This is a genomic window from Paenibacillus sabuli (assembly GCF_014705605.1).
Lineage (GTDB): Bacteria > Bacillota > Bacilli > Paenibacillales > Paenibacillaceae > Paenibacillus_D > Paenibacillus_D sabuli.
The window spans coordinates 1-17,964 of record NZ_JACXIZ010000072.1 but is presented as its reverse complement, the minus strand read 5'-3'; the positions used below and the strand labels follow the sequence as shown (position 1 = coordinate 17,964).

Sequence of the window (17,964 nt, the reverse complement as noted above, 5' to 3'; positions counted from 1 at the left end):
TTCTCCGCGTCCTCGCTCGTCGTCTGGTACTCGACGTCGGTATCCACCAGCGCCACATTCGTCAGGCGCAGCTCGTTGCTCAGCACGGCCAGGTCCGCATACAGCACCTGGTCGAATTCCGTGCGTGGTATGCCGGCATAGGGGCCGAACTGCCCCCCGGAGAAGGTGCTGTCCATGACATCGATTAGCGGTGCGCCGTTCACGTAGATGCGGTGCCGGTCGTCCAGGACGTGGATGCGAATCGGCGTGTAGGAACTGGGCTGCGTGTCCAGCGCGACGCTTTTGATCACCGTGCGCTTGCCGTTGACGACCTTCACGAGCCGCAAGGTCTCCAGATTCAGCTCCACGCGATACAGATTGCGATGGTCTTGCATCTTATAGGCGAACCCGGAGTAAAGCAGGCTCGAGGGCACCTGATTCAGCCGCATCCGGAACTGGATCTCCACGTTGTCCAGGTTCGGGCCGCCGATCAATTGGTTATCCGTCAGTAGCGGCACGGTGCTGCTCTCGGCGGTTGTGCCGGACTCGAGGTACACCTTGTTCTGCTCCGTTCGGCCTGATCGATCCAATCTAAAACTAATCTGCAGGGCACTCCCGATGGCCGTGCCGTTCAGTATACTACCGGATACATCGCCCTCGTCGTAACTGTTCAGTTGGAACGGATCATAAAATTTCAGCAGCGATTCGGCCCCCGTATCGAGGTTGACCTTGCGCAGCTCGTACGTTCGCCATAATCCATCCGCGTGAGTCAAATAGAAGCCCTGGCTATCCTGATTCACAACAAGCGCCTGCAGGTAGTGGTCCTTCTCCCAAAGCTTGGTGAGTCCAGAGGACCCCCACTTGTAGGCAACCGTTTGACCCTGCGACGTGTTCTGAAACAGCAGGTGTTCCCCGTATTGGTTCCATACCCAATAGCGCGAGATCTCACCGGTGAGATTTTGGGCTACGTTACCGGTCGTCAGGTTCACCACGCCGATAAAGGATGTGCCACCGTCAATCAGCGCGTACCGACCGTCCGGTGAAACCATGACCTCGTAGACGATGTGATAGGGCGGCACAAACGAGACGACGCGCTTGACTTCTTTCGTAATCGGGTTGTAGCGATCGAGCCCTCGCGGGTAGTCCTCATTGTTAAAGTACCAGTAGCCCTGGCGGTCAGTCATGATGAGATTGGAGGCCCACTCCCTGACGGATGTCGGCAGGGTAGCGCTGACCGGCGCTTGCAGATTGGACCATGCATAAAACTGGTCGTCGTATGCATAATCGTACAACGCACTCGTCAGATCTAGTTTCGTCGGTTCCTTTGTTGTCGTTTGATACGGAACGCCGGAAGGCGTGGTAAGGGCGTCAAAAGTGTACCATTCATAGGTTAGATTTCCACCGTTATAGGCGCGCAGTACGACGATGCCTTCTTGCCGGTTCAAAGCGATTAAATCTCGATCTTCTATCGCACGCCTGGAACCGTTCGAACGTTGAATGACATAAATATCGTGATAATAGCCCATTCTGTAGTGCGACCATGATATCAAGAAATCGTCGTTCAAAAATTCGGTTCGATACGAAGCATTCTGCCAGCCTGTGCCTGCGTCTTCGTACTCTCCAGGAACCTGGGCGCTATACGTCCGGCTGATCTGCGAAAGGGTCGGCTGCGGCTCCAGGCCGCCGGTATACGGCACTGCGCCGAGAGCGCCGGTGCTCGGGTTGGCCGACCACGCCTTCACCTTGTTGTTCGTCGCGATGTCCGTGTTTTTCCAGGTGGATAGCATGAACTTCTCGGCCGCTAGCGGAATCTTCGGAATCGCGACCGGCTGCTGCACGGTGGACTGGATATCGAAGGTCACAAACGGCGCGTCGTTGACAACATCGACGATCTCCAACGTACACGCTCGCTTGCCCCAGTCTTCCTCCGCGCACACTTCGTACTGGTACTTCCCCACGCGGCTGAACGTCTCCGTAAACTTGTACTGGCCGTTAATGCTGATGCTCAGCGGCGAATCATTTGTGAAAGAGCCATCGTTGGCCGCGTCGTATCGCCGCTGCACGGTTCGCTTGACGATCTGGTCCCCATCCGGACTGCTGGCTTCCACGGTATACGTGAATGGTGTGTTGCGCACCGCTGTGCGCGAGCCAATCAGCTTGACCTCGGGTGGCAGATCCTCGAGGACGGTCAGCTCGTAGCGGTCGGGCGCGACGGACTTTAGCCCGATTGAATCATAAACATGGAGCGTGATGATCTCTTGCCCTGGCGTCGGGTAGATCTCGCGTACGTTCGTCCACTCGTCCCGGCTATGGTTGATGCTGCGACCAACCGGACTGTAGCTGCGTGAGCTGTCGAATTCGCCTTCGTACGGGCGTCCCTCGACAACGCGCTCCGGCCCGTCGATGAGCGGCACCGGATTCGGCGGGATGACGCGAATGTACGTCGTCGCCTCCGAACAAGCGCCGAGCTCATCGCACATCGTGCCTTTGATGTTGGCATGCATGCCGTGCTGCGACATTGTAATCCCGGATAACCCACGCTGTGGAATCGTTTTGGCCCAATCTGTGCTTTCGGAAAAGTCGAATCCGCGAAACGTGATGCGATCGCCGTCCGGATCGTACGGAGTCGGGACAGAGGGATCATCGATATACACGAGGTCCAGGACGTCGCCTTCCTGCGCCGTATAGACCGGCACCCTCGGGTTGCTCGGATCCACGAAGGCGATCTGGAACACCGGCGGCCGGTTGTCGTCGTCTGTTTCGACCTCGAGCGGCTTCGGCCCGATCCATTCGGATTCGCCGCAATCGGTGAAGATTTTCAAGTACACCTGGTGCGTGCCGGTCTTGATGGCATTCGGATACGTGTCGTGTACGAACTTCGTCGGCGTCGTCATGCCCTCCGCGTTGACATTGCTCGTCGTGCCGGTGGCGACGTGGACGATGCGATAACGGTGTGATTGATACTCGCAGCCGTTCATTTCAAAGTCCGTCGGCACCAGCTCGAACGGATCACGGTATGTAATCGTCCCCGGTACGACCTCGAAGTCGCCGCTGAAGGTGCCGGGCTCGTTCGGTTCGTCTTCTTCGGCCTCATAGTAAAACGATACGTAAGCCGTGCGTTGCGCGGCTGTCAGGTTTACCGGCACCGGGCCGGCATTGCTGTAGGCGCTGCCGTATCCGCTGTAGTAGACGTTGGAGCCCAGCAGCTCGCCATAGCTGGACTCGGGCTGGATCGTCCGGGAGCCCGGCAGCGATTCAACGATCTGCAGCTCCTCGCCGGCCTTGGTGAAGGCCCCGCTGGAACCGGTGCGGACCATGTGCCGGACATGGATTTCGCCGCTGCCGGGGTCGGGCACCTTCGGCTTGTAGTACCGGTACAGGTAGTACGTGTCGAAGTCGCCGGTGTAGGCAAACGCGGGCGGCTCGCCGCTGACGATGCTGCCGCCGCTCGGCGGCGTCCCGGAGGTCGTCTTTTTGTAGCCGACATACTCGTAATCCGGATGCGTCGGCGGCGAGTCGGTGTTGTACGTCTCGCCCTGAATCATTTTGATTTCGCGGCTCGGGAAGGTGGAGGCCAGGCTTTGGCCGGTCGTGGTGTAATAGCGCGTGATGTGGGTGCCGTTGTCGGGGATCTCAATTTCTACCGTGCCGACGAAGTCGACGATGATTGGGAAATTATAAACCATGCCGGGGCTGGCACCACACTTCCCCCCGTCGTAGCCACCAGGAACCCCCTGGCCGGAATAGCCTTCAATTACGACATATGATCCGGATATGGCCGGCTTGCCCTCCATTTCTGGAACCGCCCGATCGGGGTTCATCACCACTGTATTAGGCCGCGGGTTAATAACATCTTCAAGATTATAAATTTTACCGTCCTCACCAAACCAGGCATTTCCCGAAGGGACGGCTACCGTAGTCTCCGTCTTCACCCACGTTTTCCGAGGCTCACCGTGGTCGTCTGCCGCTGTGACGGTGCCCGAAATTTCGCTATACGTGCTCCAGTGGTCGTCAAGATGCTGACACCAGTAGAAGCCCGGAATGCGCTCTGCCTGCGCGGTGACCGTAATCGAGATCGTAGCCGCTGAAACTGTCTGCTTCAGCCCTCCGATCCAGCCGACGACATCCGTTAAGAGCAGCACGGCGATCAACAGCAAGCCGACAATTTGCCGGCACAGCTTACTGGACATTATACTCAACTCTCGGTTTATCTGGGTTAAACAACAAGATATGCGAATCTAAGTTTGAATCGGCTTGGAACATTGTGTAGAAGTAGTCAAGGTTATAGTAGCCATAGATCGTGATTTCATCAGTCCTGCCTTTTTCAGAAAAGTACTGCCCCTTCATGTCATGATGAATTAGACCAAATTTCTCGGTAGGCTCTTCATAAAACAGGGCCGCACTGGGGTTCAAGTGAAAAGTCCGGGTAATCTCATCGCGACCTGCTGTCACCTTTGCCGTCATGTTCACAACGCCAATCAGGTAGCCCTGTTTGTTTGCTAGAAGACGTGGGGCAATCAGATTCCTGTCCCAAAAATACTTCCGCTCGTACATGCTCACCGTATCGCCCTCGAACGGCAACACATACAACCGCTTCAGCGTCACCGTATAGTTGCGCGTCTCCAGCGTGATATCGTCGGTCTTCAGGTTGACTTGCGGCTCCAGGTTGGACACTGCCTGCGCGTTCATGCCGGTCTCGGCCACTTCCTTCAGCTCGCGCAGGTACTGGAAGTCCTCCGGCGCCTTCTCGCGCTTGTCGTGGAAGCTCTTGAGCATGACGACCGCTTCGGCCCGCGTCGCGGTCTTCTCCAGCCCGAACGACGCATCCGGATACCCGTTCATGATGCTTGCGCCATAGCTGAGCGCAATCAAGGGCAGATCGGCCTTCATAATATCCCGATAATCCACGAACGGCAGGTCGCCGTTGTAAAGGCCGCTGAAGGCTTTCAAATACGCCTGGTAGTCCTCGCCCTCCGCAAGCGCTCTGGCGATCATACGGGCCATTTCCAGGCGTGTAACCGCCTGACTCGGCTTAAACCGCGTTCCGAAGTCCGCTTTCGTCACAAAGCCGGCTGCGACCGCGCTTTTAATCGCGCCTTCTGCCCAGTGGCCAGCGATGTCCGTAAACAGCCCCGACTTCGCCGCCGGCAGCTCCGCGATCCGTGCCAGCACGACGACAAATTCAGCTCGCGTAATTGTACCGTTCGGCCGGAAGCTGCCATCGGGGTAGCCGCCGACGTAATCGCGCTTAGCTGCGAAATCAATGGCCCCTTTCGCCCAATGGTCACTTTTCACATCTTTGAACCCTGACGCAGCTGCCGACGTACCTGCGGCCGTGAAGACTAGCATTACTGCAACTACTAGCATTAAGCTTCCAAATTTCCAATTCATTATTATCCTCTCCTTTACGATTTGCGGCCATCAAGGTGCCGCTTGGCAAACGAATACCATGGCCTGAGGTCGCCTCCGAACAAGCGCCGAGCTCGTCGCACATCGTGCCCTTGATGTCGGCATGCATATATACCTTCTAACTTCAAAAAAAAGAAAAGCACACGCAAGAAGGCAAATTTGCCTCTGCAGGTGCTTCCCACATATCTCAAAAATGTATGAGCCTATTGTACCAACATTTCCTATCTTGCACAATGTTTTTTTCCACTGTACGCTGTTTCCAATCGGCGACTTGTCCATTTGCCTCCGTCCGGTCCTCCTCCGGCACGGACGGTGACGCTCGCTTATCGCCCGATCGCCATGCCGTCGCCGCGCGGGTCCGCCGCGCCGCCGAGCAGGCCGTCGGCGCCGATCGTGATCGCCTGCGCCGTGCCGGTGCCCAGGTCCCACGGCGACAGCAGCTCGACCTTGTGCCCCATAGCCCTCAGCTGCCGCGCCTGCTCGCCGTAGCCGCGATCCTCAATGCGCAGCGCATCGCTCGCCTCGCCCCAGGTGCGCCCGTAGATCCAGCGCGGCAGGGCCAGCGCCTGCTCCGCGTCGCAGCCGAAATCGAGCAGCCCGGTCAGCACCGACAGCGAAGTCTGGGGCTGCCCCTCGCCGCCCTGCGTGCCGAGCAGCGCATGGGGCCGACCGCCCCGCAGCACCATGCCCGGCATGAGCGTGTGGAACGAGCGCTTGCGCGGCGCGAGCACATTGGGCTGGCGCGGATCGAGCGCGAAAAAGGAGCCGCGATTCTGCAGCAGCACGCCGGTATCGCCCGCGGTATACCCCGCGCCAAAGTCGAAGTACAGGCTCTGGATGAACGAGACGCAGTTGCCCTCCTCGTCCACGACGGCGGCATAGGCCGTATCCTGGCCGATCGGAGGGGAGGCGAGCGGCGAGGCTGCGGCCCCCGCCGCCTCGATGGCGGCGTACAGCTCGGCGGCATAGGGCTTGGACAACAGCCGCTCGAGCGGGATATCGGCGAAGTCCGGGTCCGTCAGATAGCGGTCGCGATCGCGAAAGGCCGCCTTCACCACCTCCGCCATCAGGTGAAAAAATTCAGCCGATTCGCGGTGCATCGCCCCCAGCTCGACGCGCTCCAGCATGTTCAGCATCAGCAGCAGCGAGAAGCCCTGCGAATTGGGCGGCATCTGGAGCACATCGTAGCCGCGATAAGTCGTCCGCAGCGGCGTCACCCACTCGGCGCGGTGGGCCGCGAGATCGTCCATCGTCAGCACGCCGCCGTCGCGCGCGATTGCCGTCGCCAGCTCGCGCGCCAGAGCACCGTTATAGAAGTGGTCGCGGCCGCCGGCGGCGATGCCGCGCATCGTCGCGGCCAGCTCCGGATGGGTCAGGCGCGCGCCGATGTCCGGCACCGCGCCCCCTGGCAGATAGGTGCGGGACAGGCCCGCATCGTTGCGCAGCAGCGGCTCGTCCTTGACAATCCAGTGCCGCAGTCCCGGCGATACCGGGAAGCCGCGCTCGGCGTAGCCGATCGCCTCCTCCAGCAGCTCGTCCCACGGCAAGCGGCCGTAGCGCTGCGACACCTCCCACCAGGCGTCAACCATGCCTGGCACGGTAATCGCCGAGCCAACGCCGCGCTGCGGGATTGCGTCCAGACCACACCCGGTATAGAGCGCCGGCGTACACGCCGCCGCCGAGCGGCCGCTGCCGTTGAGCCCGCGCACCTCGCCGGTGCGCCCGTCGCGCAGCAAAAAAAACGCGTCCCCGCCGATTCCCGTCATATGCGGATAGACGACGCCGAGCGTGGCGCTGATTGCCACCGCCGCGTCGAATGCGTTGCCGCCGCGCGCCATTACGGCGCTGCCGGCGGCGCTTGCCAGCCGATGCGGCGATGCGATCATGCTGCGATATCCCATGGCAAGCCCTGAATTCATATCCCTTCACTCCTCGTGTAGTATTGAAGTGCCGTCTGCACGGCCTCGCCGGCAGGCAGCCTGAGGCCGTGACGCAGCAGCGCCGCCTCGAGCGCGCCGAGCGTCAGCAGCACGTTGCGCCGGCTACAGCTGTAGCCCATCGTGCCGATGCGCCAGATCATCCCCTTGAGCGGGCCGAACGAGCTGGCGATCTCAATGCCGAACTGCTCGAGCAGCAACGCCCGCACCGCTTCGCCGTCGATGCCGTCCGGAATGCGGACGCAGGCGACGACCGGCAGCCGCGAGACGCGCTCGCCGTAGAGCTGCAGCCCCATCGCCTCGAGCCCCGCCGCCAGCGCCCCGCCGTGCAGCAGATGGCGCGCATGGCGGGCCGCCAGCCCCTCCTCCAGCGCGAGCCGCACGCCCTCGCGCAGCCCGTACAGCATCGAGGTCATCTCCGTATGATGATTGAGCCGCGCCGGGCTCCAGTAATCCTGCAGCTGGCTGAGATCCAGGTAGTTGCTGCGGATATGGCGCTCCCGCGGCAACATCCCGGCCTGCGCGTCCGCAATCTGCCGCGCCGCCTGCGCCTCCCCGCCCTCGGGCGTACGCAGGCCGCGCTCGATACGGCGGCGCGCCAGCAGCTTGCGCTCGGCCGCGTCGTTGTACGTCAAGGGCGCCATGCCGGGCGGCACGGACAGGCACTTCTGCGTGCCGCCGACCACGGCGTCGAGCTGCCAGGCATCGGTCTCGACCGGGACGCCGCCGATCGTCGCCACTGCGTCGACGACCAGCAGCACGCCGCGCGAGCGGCACGCCGCTCCGATCTCGCGCAGCGGCTGGAGCTGGCCGGTCGACGTCTCGCCGTGCACGAGCGCCACGACCGCGGGCCTGACGCGATCGATCGCCTCGATCACCTGCTGCGGATCGAAGACGCGTCCCCACTCCTGTTCGATCACGCTCACTTCGGCGCCGTAGCGCAGCGCGATCTCGTGCAGCAGATGGCCGAAGCGGCCGAAGATCGGCACCAGCACCCGCTCCCCCGGCTCGATCAGCGCCGCCAGCGCGGCCTCCAGGCCGGAGCGGGACGTGCCGTCGACCGGATAGGCCCAGCCGTTGGCGGTGGCGAAGAGCGCCCGCAGCATCTCCATCGTCTCATTCATCAGCGCCGTGAACGCCGGGTCGAACTGCCCCAGCATCGGGTAGGACATCGCCCGCAGCACGCGCGGGTCCGCCTCCACCGGGCCGGGGGTCATGATCGTGCGCGGCGGCGGCGCGAGCTCGCGGTAACGCGTCATGGCGCATCCTCCTCATAAGCTAATCGGTACAGCAGCTCGGCCAGCACCAGCGCGCCTGCGGCCAGGTCGCGAGGGTCCGTATATTCGCGCGGCGCGTGCGAGATCCCGCCCCGGCTCGGCACGAACAGCAGCGCCGTCGGGCAGCACGCCGCGAACATCTGCGCGTCGTGCCCGGCTCCGCTCATCATGCGCTGCGCCTCGATGCCCGCCTCGGCGCATACGGCGCCGAGCTCGCGGAGCAGCCGCGGGTCCATCGGCACCGGCGACTCGCGGAACCACTCCTCGGCGCCGAGCTCCAGGCTCCGCTCCCTCGCCAGCTCCTCGAAGCGCAGGCGCATCCAGGCGCAGAAGGCATCCAGCTGCGCCTCGTCGACATGACGGGCGTCGACCGTGAAGGCCACGCGTCCGGCCACGACGTTGGGCACATTGGGCGCTATCTCCATCCGACCGACCGTCGCTACCAGCGGCGCGCCCAGGCGCAGCGCCTCGGCCTCGAGCGCCAGCGCCATCGCGCAGGCCCCCTGCAAGGCGTCGCGGCGGCCCGTCATCGGGGTCGTGCCTGCGTGATTGGCCTCGCCCGTCACCTCGAAGCGCAGCCGCCGCTGGCCGGCGATCGCCTCGACGAGGCCGAGCTGGGCGCCCGCCGCCTCCAGCAGCGCCCCCTGCTCGATGTGCGCCTCGACGAAGGCGCCGATATCGGTGCGGCGGCTGAGCGAACCGGACCCGGGGCCGAAGCCGCAGCCCCGCATCGCCTCCTCGAACGGCACGCCTGCGCCATCGACCAATCCCGTCAGCTGAGCGAAGCCGCGTGCGCCGGTGATGCTGCCCGAGCCCCAATAAGCCAGCGGGAAGCGGCTGCCCTCCTCCTCGCACAGCGCGACCACCTCCAACGTGCGGCGCGGCTGGCCGAAGCGCGCCTGCAGATAGCGCAGGGCGACCATGCCCGCCGCCACGCCGTAGGCTCCGTCGTACATGCCGCCCTGCACGACCGTATCGATATGCGAGCCGGTGACGATCGCAGGCGCCGACGAGTCGGCGCCTGCGAGGCGGCCGTACAGATTGCCAACCTCGTCGAAGCGCGCGTCCAGGCTGCTCGCCGCCATGCGCTCGCGCAGGGCCAACTGCGTTCGCAGCCAGGACGGGCTGTAGAGCAGCCTTGTCACGCCGCCGCCCGCGTCCGCCGCGAGCGAAGCGAGCCAGTCCAGCAGCGCCGTCAGCTCCTCCGCCAATTCGCCAAGCAGCGCTTCCCGCTCCCGGCGATCCGGGCAGACATGCTGCGTCATCGCGGCTCCCTCCTGTCTCTCGTTATGTCTGGATCGGCCGCATCCACATGCCTGCCGCCGCGCCGCGAATTCCCTCTTCAGCGGTATAGACGAGCCGGCCCCGGGACAGGGTCGCCGTCACCTTGCATCGCATCGTGTCGCCAATATACGGGCTGTGCCGGTGGCGCTGCAGCAGATGCGCCGCCGTGAGCCGGTACGGCCGATTCGGATCGACGAGCGCCAGATCGGCGTCGGCGCCGAGCCGAATCTCGCCCTTGCGCGGCGCCAGCCCGAGCCGGCGCGCAGGCCCGGTCGCCAGCAGCCGCGCCAGCAGCGGCAGCGGCAGCCCGCGCGCCAGGTGACCCTCGCCGACGATGAGCTCCAGCGAGCTCTGCGCTCCCGCGATGCCGCCCCAGGCGTCCATGATCGTCGCCCCCTGCTTGAGCTCGAGCGGGCACGGCGAGTGGTCGGAAGCGATGAAGTCAAACGCCCCCTGCGCCGTCAGCGCCCACAACCGTTCGCGCTCCTCCGCGCTGCGCAGCGGCGGGGCGCACTTGGCGACCGCGCCGCGCGTCAGCAGCGTCTGCTCGGTGAGCATCAGATAGTGCGGGCACGTCTCCAGCGTCACATCCGCCCCCGCCCTGCGAGCGGCCATGATCGCCTCCGCCGCCGCAGCTGTGCTGATGTGCACGAAGTGCAGCGCGCAGCCCGTCTGCTCGGCGTAGAACAGCGCCCGTCGCACCGCCTCCAGCTCCGCCACCGGCGGCCGGGACGCGGTGTAGCCGGCCGCGCCGGTGCGGCCTGCGGCGCGCATCGCCGTAGCCAGCGATGCCGTCAGCGGCTCGCTCTCGGCATGTAGCGCCAGCACCCGGCCCAGCCGCGCCAGGATGCGCATCCCCTCCAGCAGCGTCAGGTCGTCGACCTCGCGGAAGGCCTCCTCGCCGGGATCGCCAGGCGAGGACATGAAGGCCTTGAAGCCGGCGACGCCGGCCTCTGCCAGCGCCTCCAGCTCCTGCAGATTGCCGGGGACGAGTCCGCCCCAGAGCGCATAATCGATGTGCGAGGCACCGCGCGCCGCCTCGAGCTTGCGCGTCAGCGCGTCGGTCGTGACCGTGGGCGGGATGCCGTTGAGCGGCATGTCGACATACGTCGTGCAGCCGCCCGCCGCCAGTGCTGCGGAGCCGCTGGCGAAGCCTTCCCAGTGCCCCATGCCCGGCTCGTTGAGATGCACATGCGCGTCGATCATGCCCGGCATCACGATCAGGCCGTCCGCCGCCAGCGCCGGGCTCCCGTCCTCCGGGAGCGCCCCCAGCGCCGCGATACGTCCGTCCCGAATGCCGATATCGAGCGTCTGCACAGCATCCGCCAGCACGACGCGTCCACCGCGGACGATCAGGTCCCATTGTGCCTGCTGCGTATGCATAGACCTGCCTCCTCCCTGCAGCGAATCGTCTATTTCAATTGCAAGATCGAGTCTCGTTCGCCAGCCGCCGATCGGCTGGAGCGGGCGACGCCACTCAGTCCAGCGGCATCGCGATGAATGCCGGGTCGACCGCCTCCAGCAGGCTCAGATCGTGATAGGAGGACGCCTCCGGGATCGACGCAATATTGCCGACTGAGAGCAGGTACTCGCCGACCGCCGGTCCGTTGCTGCCGTTCACGTAGGCATCTCCGACCTCCATCGAGTAGACGTTGCGGTTCATGATCTCGGTCAGCTCCTCCTCGCTCAGGTGGAGCTCCGGCGCCAGCACGGCGATGGCATCCCCGCGATTGTCGTTGATGTAATCCGTCGCCCGGCTCAGCGCGCGCAGCACGGCCTTGAGCGTATTCGGGTGGTCCGCGAGGTACTTGTCGCTCACCTGAATCGTCGTATGCACGCTCATCCAGTCTACGTCGCCCTGCTTATCCGGCAGCTCGGCTTTGGTGCCGCTGAAGAGGAACTTGCCGCCATTCTGGATCGCTTTCGTAATGAACGGCTCCCAGGCCGCCATCGCATCGATATCGCCGCGTTCCAGCGCCACCACCGCGTCGCTCGGCGCCAGATTGACGTACTTGATCTTGCTCGCGTCCACGCCGAGCTCGTCGGCCATGTTATTGATCGCGATCATGACGTCCGCGCCGCTCGGGATGCCGATCGTCTTGCCCTCCAGATCCTTGGCGCTCGTCAGCTCCAGATCGGCGCCGCCGACGACGGCCTGCGTACCGGCAATCTGCGCCAGCGGGGCGATGATCTTGACCGGGACGTCGGTCGACTTGAGGATGATGTCCATGAAGTTCGTCTGAATGCTGACCGGGGCGCTGCCGCCCGCGACCATCGGACCGATATCCGGACCGCTCTCGATCAGCTTGCTCTCCACCGTCAGGCCCTCGTCCTCGAAGTACCCGAGCTTGTCGGCGATGATCTGCTGCGAGGAGATTTGCGCGTCGCGGACGCCGACCAGCGTCAGCTCCGTCGTCTCCAGCTCCTCCGCCGGCTCGGACGCATCCTCGTCTTCGGCAGGCTCCGCATTAGCCGGCGTGACGCCGCCTTCCTCCGCCCCATTCGTCTGCGCGCCGGTACTCGCCGACGTCTCATTCGTCGGCTCGTTGTTCGCGCCTCCGCAAGCCGCCACGACCATGGCGATCAGCAGCAGTACAGCCCCCAATTTTAATCCGGTCAGCATCTTCTTCATTTTTGAAATCCCTCCACAGTATAGGATAAACTCTCTCTTTTCTCCTTCTCCCTGATGACTGACGTTGCGGTCAATGGACGCTTGCCAGAGGCCCGGCGCTTATTTTTCTACCGCATCCCGCAGGCCGCCCTTGCGCCAGGCCATGACCCTCCTCTCCACGAGTCTGAGCGCATATGCGAACAGGCTGTATTCCAATCCAATCAGGATGATGGCCACGAACATGTTGGTGATCTTGAAGTAATTGCGCGCGTCGACGATGATATAGCCGAGCCCGCTGTCCGCCCCCATCATCTCCGAGACAATCAGCGCCGAGAACGACAGGCCGAGACTGACCTGCGCGCCGACGAGAAAGTTCGGGATCGCCGAGGGCAGCATGACCCGCATGAAGACCTGACGTTCCGAAGCGCCCAGGCTGAGCGCCGAACGAATCAGCGTCGAGGGCACAGACTTGAAGCCGTCCACCGTATAGACCAGCACAGGGATGAACGTCGTCCAGGCAATCAGCAGAATCTTGGGGAATTCACCGATGCCGAACCAGATGATGAACAACGGCAGCAGCGCCAGCGCCGGAATCGGCCCGACCAGATTCAGGATCGGCGAGAACCAGAGCTCCACGAGGCGAAACTTGCTCATCAGCACCCCGATCCCGACGGCCGCGACGCAGCCGATGACGAAGCCGATCAGGATGCGCACCGTGCTGGCGGCGATGCTCTCCAGCAGCACGCCGCTCTCCGCCAGCCGCCAGGCTTCCTGCACGAGCACGCTCGGCGCGGGAAGGAAGCGCGGATTGAACAGCTCGATGCTCGCATTGAGACGGGAGAACAGCTCCCAGATGACGAAGAACAGCAGCGTCGGCAACAGATTGTATTTCTGCAGGAATCGGCTCCACTTCCCCTGCGCGCGCAGCCGGGGCGCCGGCAGCGTCGGGTTAACAGGCTGTTCCTGGTCCGGCGCTTGGGCCAGCGGCGGCGCGGCGGCCTCCTTCATGGTCGGCAGCTTGGCTTCGTTCACGTTACGTCCCCACCTTTGCCACCAGCTCGAGTTGCGCGTCGTCCATCAGCACGCACTCGATGCGGCTCATCATCTCGCCGAAGCCGGCGGAATGGGAGGTGCGGGGCTGCTTGATATCGACCTCGAAGATGCCCGCGATCTCGCCATGCTTCATGACGACGACCCGGTCCGCCAGATACACCGCCTCGCTGATGCTGTGCGTCACGAACAGCACGGTCGGCTTGAGCTGGCTGCAGATCTTCTGCAGCTCCACGCGCATCGTCTCGCGTGTCAGCACGTCCAGCGCGCCGAACGGCTCATCCATCAGCAGGATATCCGGCTGACTGGCCAGCGCCCGCGCGATCCCGACCCGCTGCTTCATGCCGCCCGAGAGCTCGGCCGGATAGCTGGCCGCCGCTTGCTCCAGCCCGACCAGCTTCAAGTATTGCATCGCGATTTCGCGCGCCGCGGCCTTCGGCTTTTTTTGCACGCTCGGGCCAAAGGCGATGTTGTCGAGGATCGTCAGCCAAGGGAAGAGCGCATGGTCCTGGAACACCATGCCGCGCGCCTTCGAGGGACCCTTGACGAGCTGACCGTCGACAGTGATCGCGCCGCGGTCCGGCAGCAGGTACCCCGCCACCATGTTCAGCAGCGTCGACTTGCCGCAGCCGCTGTGCCCAAGAATGCAGACAAATTCGTGCGCCCTTACCGAGAGGTTGATCTCCCCCAGCACCGTCCGATTGCCGAAGCGCTTGCCGACCTGATTGACCTCCAGCTTCATCAGCCTCACCCCAGTTTTGTCAGTTTTACTCACATGTTTTTTCCATAACCTAACTATATCGGGCGCGAATCCAAATGTCATTGTACGATGAATCCAAAAAGATCCGGCTCTTTTTGCGCATCTTAACCAAATAATCGTTCACACCCTTCTGTTTTCGTGGTATATTTATTGACACAGGAAGGGGCGAGGAGCATGTTTTTGAAGGATTTGATCGGATTGCCGATGTATGCCGACGCCAAGGTAGTGGCCGGCGGCGACGGGATGGCGGGCAGCGTCTATTCGGTGAATATCATGGACGCGCCGGACATCATTCATTTCCTCAAACCGCACGAGCTGCTGCTGACGACCGGCTACGCCATCAAGGATCGGCCGGGCGCGCTGCTGACGCTGGTCCAAAGCATGGCCGAGGTCGGCTGCGCCGGCTTGGCCATCAAGACGCGCCGCTTTTTCGACGAAGTGCCGGCCGACGTGCTGCGCTGCGCCGACGCGCTGCAATTCCCGGTCATCGAGCTGTCGCTGGAGCGCTCGCTCGGCGAGATCGCCAATCTGTCGCTCAGTCATATCCTGGAGAAGCGGACCGACGAGCTCCATTATGCCATGTCCATCCACAAGCAGCTCACGCAAATGATCATGCGCGGCTCGACCACCGAGGAGCTACTGAACGCCCTCGCCGAGCGGATCGAGGCCCCCGTGCTGCTCGCCGACCGCCATGCGTCGCTGCTCGCCCGCAGCGCCGGATGCGACGCCGCGTGGCACGCACGGCTGCTGCCGCAGCTGAGCGCAGCCGGAGAAGACGGGACCGAGCCGCGCGCCGTTACGCTGCAGGAGGGCGGGCGCGTCTACACGGCCGAGCTGCACCCGATTGTCACCTTCCAGCCCGAGGGCGATCTGATCGCAATCGTGCAAAGCGGCCACCCGCAGCTCAATCTGATCCGGCACGCCGTCGAGCAGGCCGCGGGCGTGCTCGGCCTGGAGCTGGTCAAGCGCCAGGCCGTCAAGGAGCGCTCGCGCCGCTACAAGAACGAATTTTTTTGCGACTTTGTCGACGGGCGCATTACCTCCGAGCAGGAGCTGGCGCATCGCAGCAAGCACTACCGCCTGCTGCACCACAGCGCGTATCTGTGCGCCTTCGTCCGGCGCGACGACGAGGCCGCCTTCCGCTCGACCGCGCACGGCGCGCTGCTGGCGGAGGGCGGCCGCCGGATCTCCGAGCGCGACCGGCTGTACCAGCTGCTCAAGGAGGCGGCCACTCGGCTCGGTCTGCGGTTCGTGCTGTTCCCCAAGGACGACGGCTTTTGCTTCCTGATCGGACGAATGGAGGAGGGCGCCAATGCGCAGAAGGAGGAGCGTACCTTCCTGAGCATGCTGGAGGAGATCGTCGGGCGGCTGCATGAGGCGCATCAGATCCCGATCTCGATCGGCGTCGGCAATCCGGTGCCGCAGCTGACCGACATCCCGCTCTCGTACCGCGAAGCGACCGAGGCGCTCGCCTCCGGCTGCAAGGCCGGCAAGCGCCGTTTCGTCCAGCCGTACCGCGCCAAGGATCTGGGCAGCCTGCTGCGCATGCTGCCCAAGGAAGAACTGAGGGAATATTACGAGGAGACCTTCCGCGCCCTGCTCGCGGTCGGCGGCAAGGAGCGCGAGGACCTGATGCGCACCCTGTACGTCTACTACGATACGCACTGCCAGTTGGCCGAGACGGCCAAGCGGCTGTTCGTGCATCGCAATACGGTGATCTATCGGCTCGACAAATGCGAGCGCCTGACCGGCCGGCCGCTGCGCGACCCGGCGGAAAGCCTGCGGTTCCGCACCGCCTTCGCCGCCGAACGGCTGCTCGAGCCCGATCAACTGCCGCGATACGTGCTGTACCCGCCGGGCGCGACCAGCAGCGGCACGTGATAATGCGCGTGGACGGCGCCGATCCGGAAGCGAATCGGCACCGTCTCCAGGAACGGCCCGTCCGGCTCGCCGCCGGGCTCCGGCTGGACCCGGTCCTGCGCCGCCGCAGGCTCCGCGGACGCGGTGGCCGCCTCTTGCTGCGCTGCAGACGCGTCCGCGGGCGCCTCGCCCCGCGCCCCGCTCTCCGCACGGGCGCGCTCGCGGAAGTACGCCTCTACGAAAAACACCAGCTCGTATACGCCCGCCGTCATTGCTCCACCCTCCAGCAGCGGCCGGTCCGGACGGCCGTCCGGACCGGCGCTCGTCGTCAGCAGCAGCGCGCGCACCCCGTCGGGACGATCGCGCCATAGCTGCAGGCGCATGCCCGCCGCAGGCTCCCCGCGCATCAGATCGAGCACGTGGGTCGTCAATTGACCGTTCATCGCCTCTCCTCCTCTCGTCGCAAATCCGCGCGCGTCATGGACAAGCCCTGGAATCCGTACGGCGGACGCGGCTCCGTATAGACGGCCCGCCCGCCCTCGTCCGGCTCGACGACCGCTTCCCACGTCCGATTGGCCGAAGTGAAGCGCACCTCCTCCAGCTGTGCAAACCGCCGCAGCAGCTGCAAGCCGATCTGCCAGATCAAGTGTTGAATGGACGGGGAATGGCGCGCGTGAAACACCTGCTGCGCCAGATCCCGCACCTGGGCCGCCGCGACGTATCGGCCCCGCTCCGCATCCAGCGCGTCCTCGGGGTCGGCATAGCGCCAGCCGACGTCGAGCTCGATATGGAGCGGTCTGTCGGCGCTGTCCGGCAGGGTCGTATAGGCATCGCGGATGAAGCCTTGGAACGAGCTGCCGCTCACCTTGATCAGCCGCAGCTCGCTCAGCCCGCTCTCCTGCGCCGCCAGCGACGCACTCCCGTCTGCGATGCGCGTCAAGGTCAGCTCGGCGCGGAGCCGTTCGCCGCGTGAGGCCCGGTAGACGAGCCCGCTCGGCGCCGGACCGTCCGCGCCCGACAGCAGCGCCGGCTCGAACGGCAGCCGCTCGGCCGACAGCTTGACCTCGCCGACATGCGCATACGTGTCGAGGAAGCGCCGCCCCAGCGCGGCCAGCAGCCCCTCCGTCGTCGCCCCGTCGTAGGCGGCCGCCTGCCGCAGGATGAAATTTTTCATGGAATCGGTCGCCACGATGCGCGCATTGTCCCCTTCCGCGAAGGAAGAGAAGAACGCGTCGCCGCCCGCAGCGAACGTGATGCGATGGGCGAAAATCACGCCGTCCTCCCCCGTCCACGTCGATTCGGGAATCGGCCGGACAGTCAACGGCCTGGCATACGTCCGGTAGACAAACACATCGTCCTTGCCGTAATACATCGTTCTTCCGTCGCTCGCTTGCATCTCTTCCATTCCTCCTTCTCTCCCTGCCTCACCGTCGCCTATGCGCGGTCGCCCTCGCCCAGCCGCTCGTCAAGCCGCAGCCCGGCGATCGTCAGCACTTCCTCGATGGCAGCCGCGCGCTCCTCGGCCGCCGATCGTCCCAGCCGCGCGCGCAGCGCCTGCAGCACCTCGGCCGGCTGCCTGCCCTTGACCGCGATAATGAACGGGAAGCCGAAGCGCGCGCGGTAGGCGCGGTTGCCCTCTTCGAATGCCGCTTGGCGCGCGTCGTCCAGCCGGTCCAGGCCGGCCCCCCGCTGCTCGGCGGCCGATGCGGCGGTCAGCCGCTGCCGCGCGCCCAGCTCCGGGTGAGCCCGCAGCAGCGCCAGCTGGCGCTGCAGCGGAGCGCTGCGCACCGCATCGGC

General features: G+C 64.3%; 12 protein-coding genes and 1 pseudogene. 1 reads left to right on the top strand and 12 read right to left on the bottom strand.

The window, feature by feature from the left end:
* The 9 genes and pseudogenes from IDH44_RS25410 to IDH44_RS25370 all read right to left on the bottom strand — a co-directional run.
* Positions 1-4,169, bottom strand: a pseudogene (locus IDH44_RS25410) (hypothetical protein); the annotation flags it as partial.
* Entirely contained in the window at positions 4,159-5,370 is a 1,212-nt protein-coding gene (locus IDH44_RS25405) for an S-layer homology domain-containing protein (protein WP_190921626.1), read from the bottom strand. The gene IDH44_RS25405 and the pseudogene IDH44_RS25410, both read right to left, overlap by 11 nt.
* Before the next feature lie 341 nt (positions 5,371-5,711).
* Positions 5,712-7,307 (bottom strand): gamma-glutamyltransferase, encoded by a 1,596-nt coding sequence (gene ggt / locus IDH44_RS25400; protein ID WP_190921625.1) that lies wholly within the window; start codon positions 7,305-7,307, stop codon positions 5,712-5,714.
* Positions 7,304-8,584, bottom strand: a complete 1,281-nt coding sequence (locus IDH44_RS25395) for a pyridoxal-phosphate-dependent aminotransferase family protein (protein ID WP_190921624.1) — start codon at positions 8,582-8,584, stop codon at positions 7,304-7,306. Before IDH44_RS25395 ends, ggt begins: the two co-directional genes overlap by 4 nt.
* A complete protein-coding gene (locus IDH44_RS25390) occupies positions 8,581-9,867 on the bottom strand; it encodes a Zn-dependent hydrolase (protein WP_190921623.1) in 1,287 nt (428 codons plus the stop codon). The genes IDH44_RS25395 and IDH44_RS25390 overlap by 4 nt, the downstream gene beginning before the upstream one ends.
* Before the next feature lie 22 nt (positions 9,868-9,889).
* On the bottom strand, positions 9,890-11,269 hold the full coding sequence (allB, locus tag IDH44_RS25385; RefSeq protein WP_190921622.1) for an allantoinase AllB: 1,380 nt from the start codon (positions 11,267-11,269) through the stop codon (positions 9,890-9,892).
* 94 nt (positions 11,270-11,363) lie between these two features.
* On the bottom strand, positions 11,364-12,518 hold the full coding sequence (locus IDH44_RS25380) for an ABC transporter substrate-binding protein (RefSeq protein ID WP_223870037.1): 1,155 nt from the start codon (positions 12,516-12,518) through the stop codon (positions 11,364-11,366).
* A gap of 99 nt (positions 12,519-12,617) precedes the next feature.
* Positions 12,618-13,529 carry an ABC transporter permease gene (locus IDH44_RS25375; RefSeq protein ID WP_317890257.1) on the bottom strand — a complete coding sequence of 304 codons (912 nt, stop codon included), beginning with the start codon at positions 13,527-13,529 and terminating at the stop codon, positions 12,618-12,620.
* Position 13,530: 1 nt separating this feature from the next.
* Positions 13,531-14,289, bottom strand: a complete 759-nt coding sequence (locus IDH44_RS25370; RefSeq protein WP_190921621.1) for an ABC transporter ATP-binding protein — start codon at positions 14,287-14,289, stop codon at positions 13,531-13,533.
* Between the two features lie 198 nt (positions 14,290-14,487).
* Here IDH44_RS25370 and IDH44_RS25365 point away from each other — a divergent pair, with 198 nt between their 5' ends.
* Complete coding sequence (locus IDH44_RS25365; protein WP_190921620.1) at positions 14,488-16,188, top strand: PucR family transcriptional regulator; 1,701 nt, start codon at positions 14,488-14,490, stop codon at positions 16,186-16,188.
* Here IDH44_RS25365 and IDH44_RS25360 read toward each other — a convergent pair.
* The 3 genes from IDH44_RS25360 to uraD all read right to left on the bottom strand — a co-directional run.
* Complete coding sequence (locus IDH44_RS25360; protein WP_190921619.1) at positions 16,134-16,610, bottom strand: hydroxyisourate hydrolase; 477 nt, start codon at positions 16,608-16,610, stop codon at positions 16,134-16,136. The genes IDH44_RS25365 and IDH44_RS25360 overlap by 55 nt on opposite strands.
* The gene (pucL, locus tag IDH44_RS25355; protein WP_223870036.1) at positions 16,607-17,572 is read right to left on the bottom strand and encodes a factor-independent urate hydroxylase; all 966 of its coding nucleotides are present in this window, start codon (positions 17,570-17,572) and stop codon (positions 16,607-16,609) included. Before pucL ends, IDH44_RS25360 begins: the two co-directional genes overlap by 4 nt.
* Positions 17,573-17,601: 29 nt before the next feature.
* On the bottom strand, positions 17,602-17,964 hold a 363-nt coding region (uraD, locus tag IDH44_RS25350; protein ID WP_190921618.1), incomplete at its 5' end, for a 2-oxo-4-hydroxy-4-carboxy-5-ureidoimidazoline decarboxylase.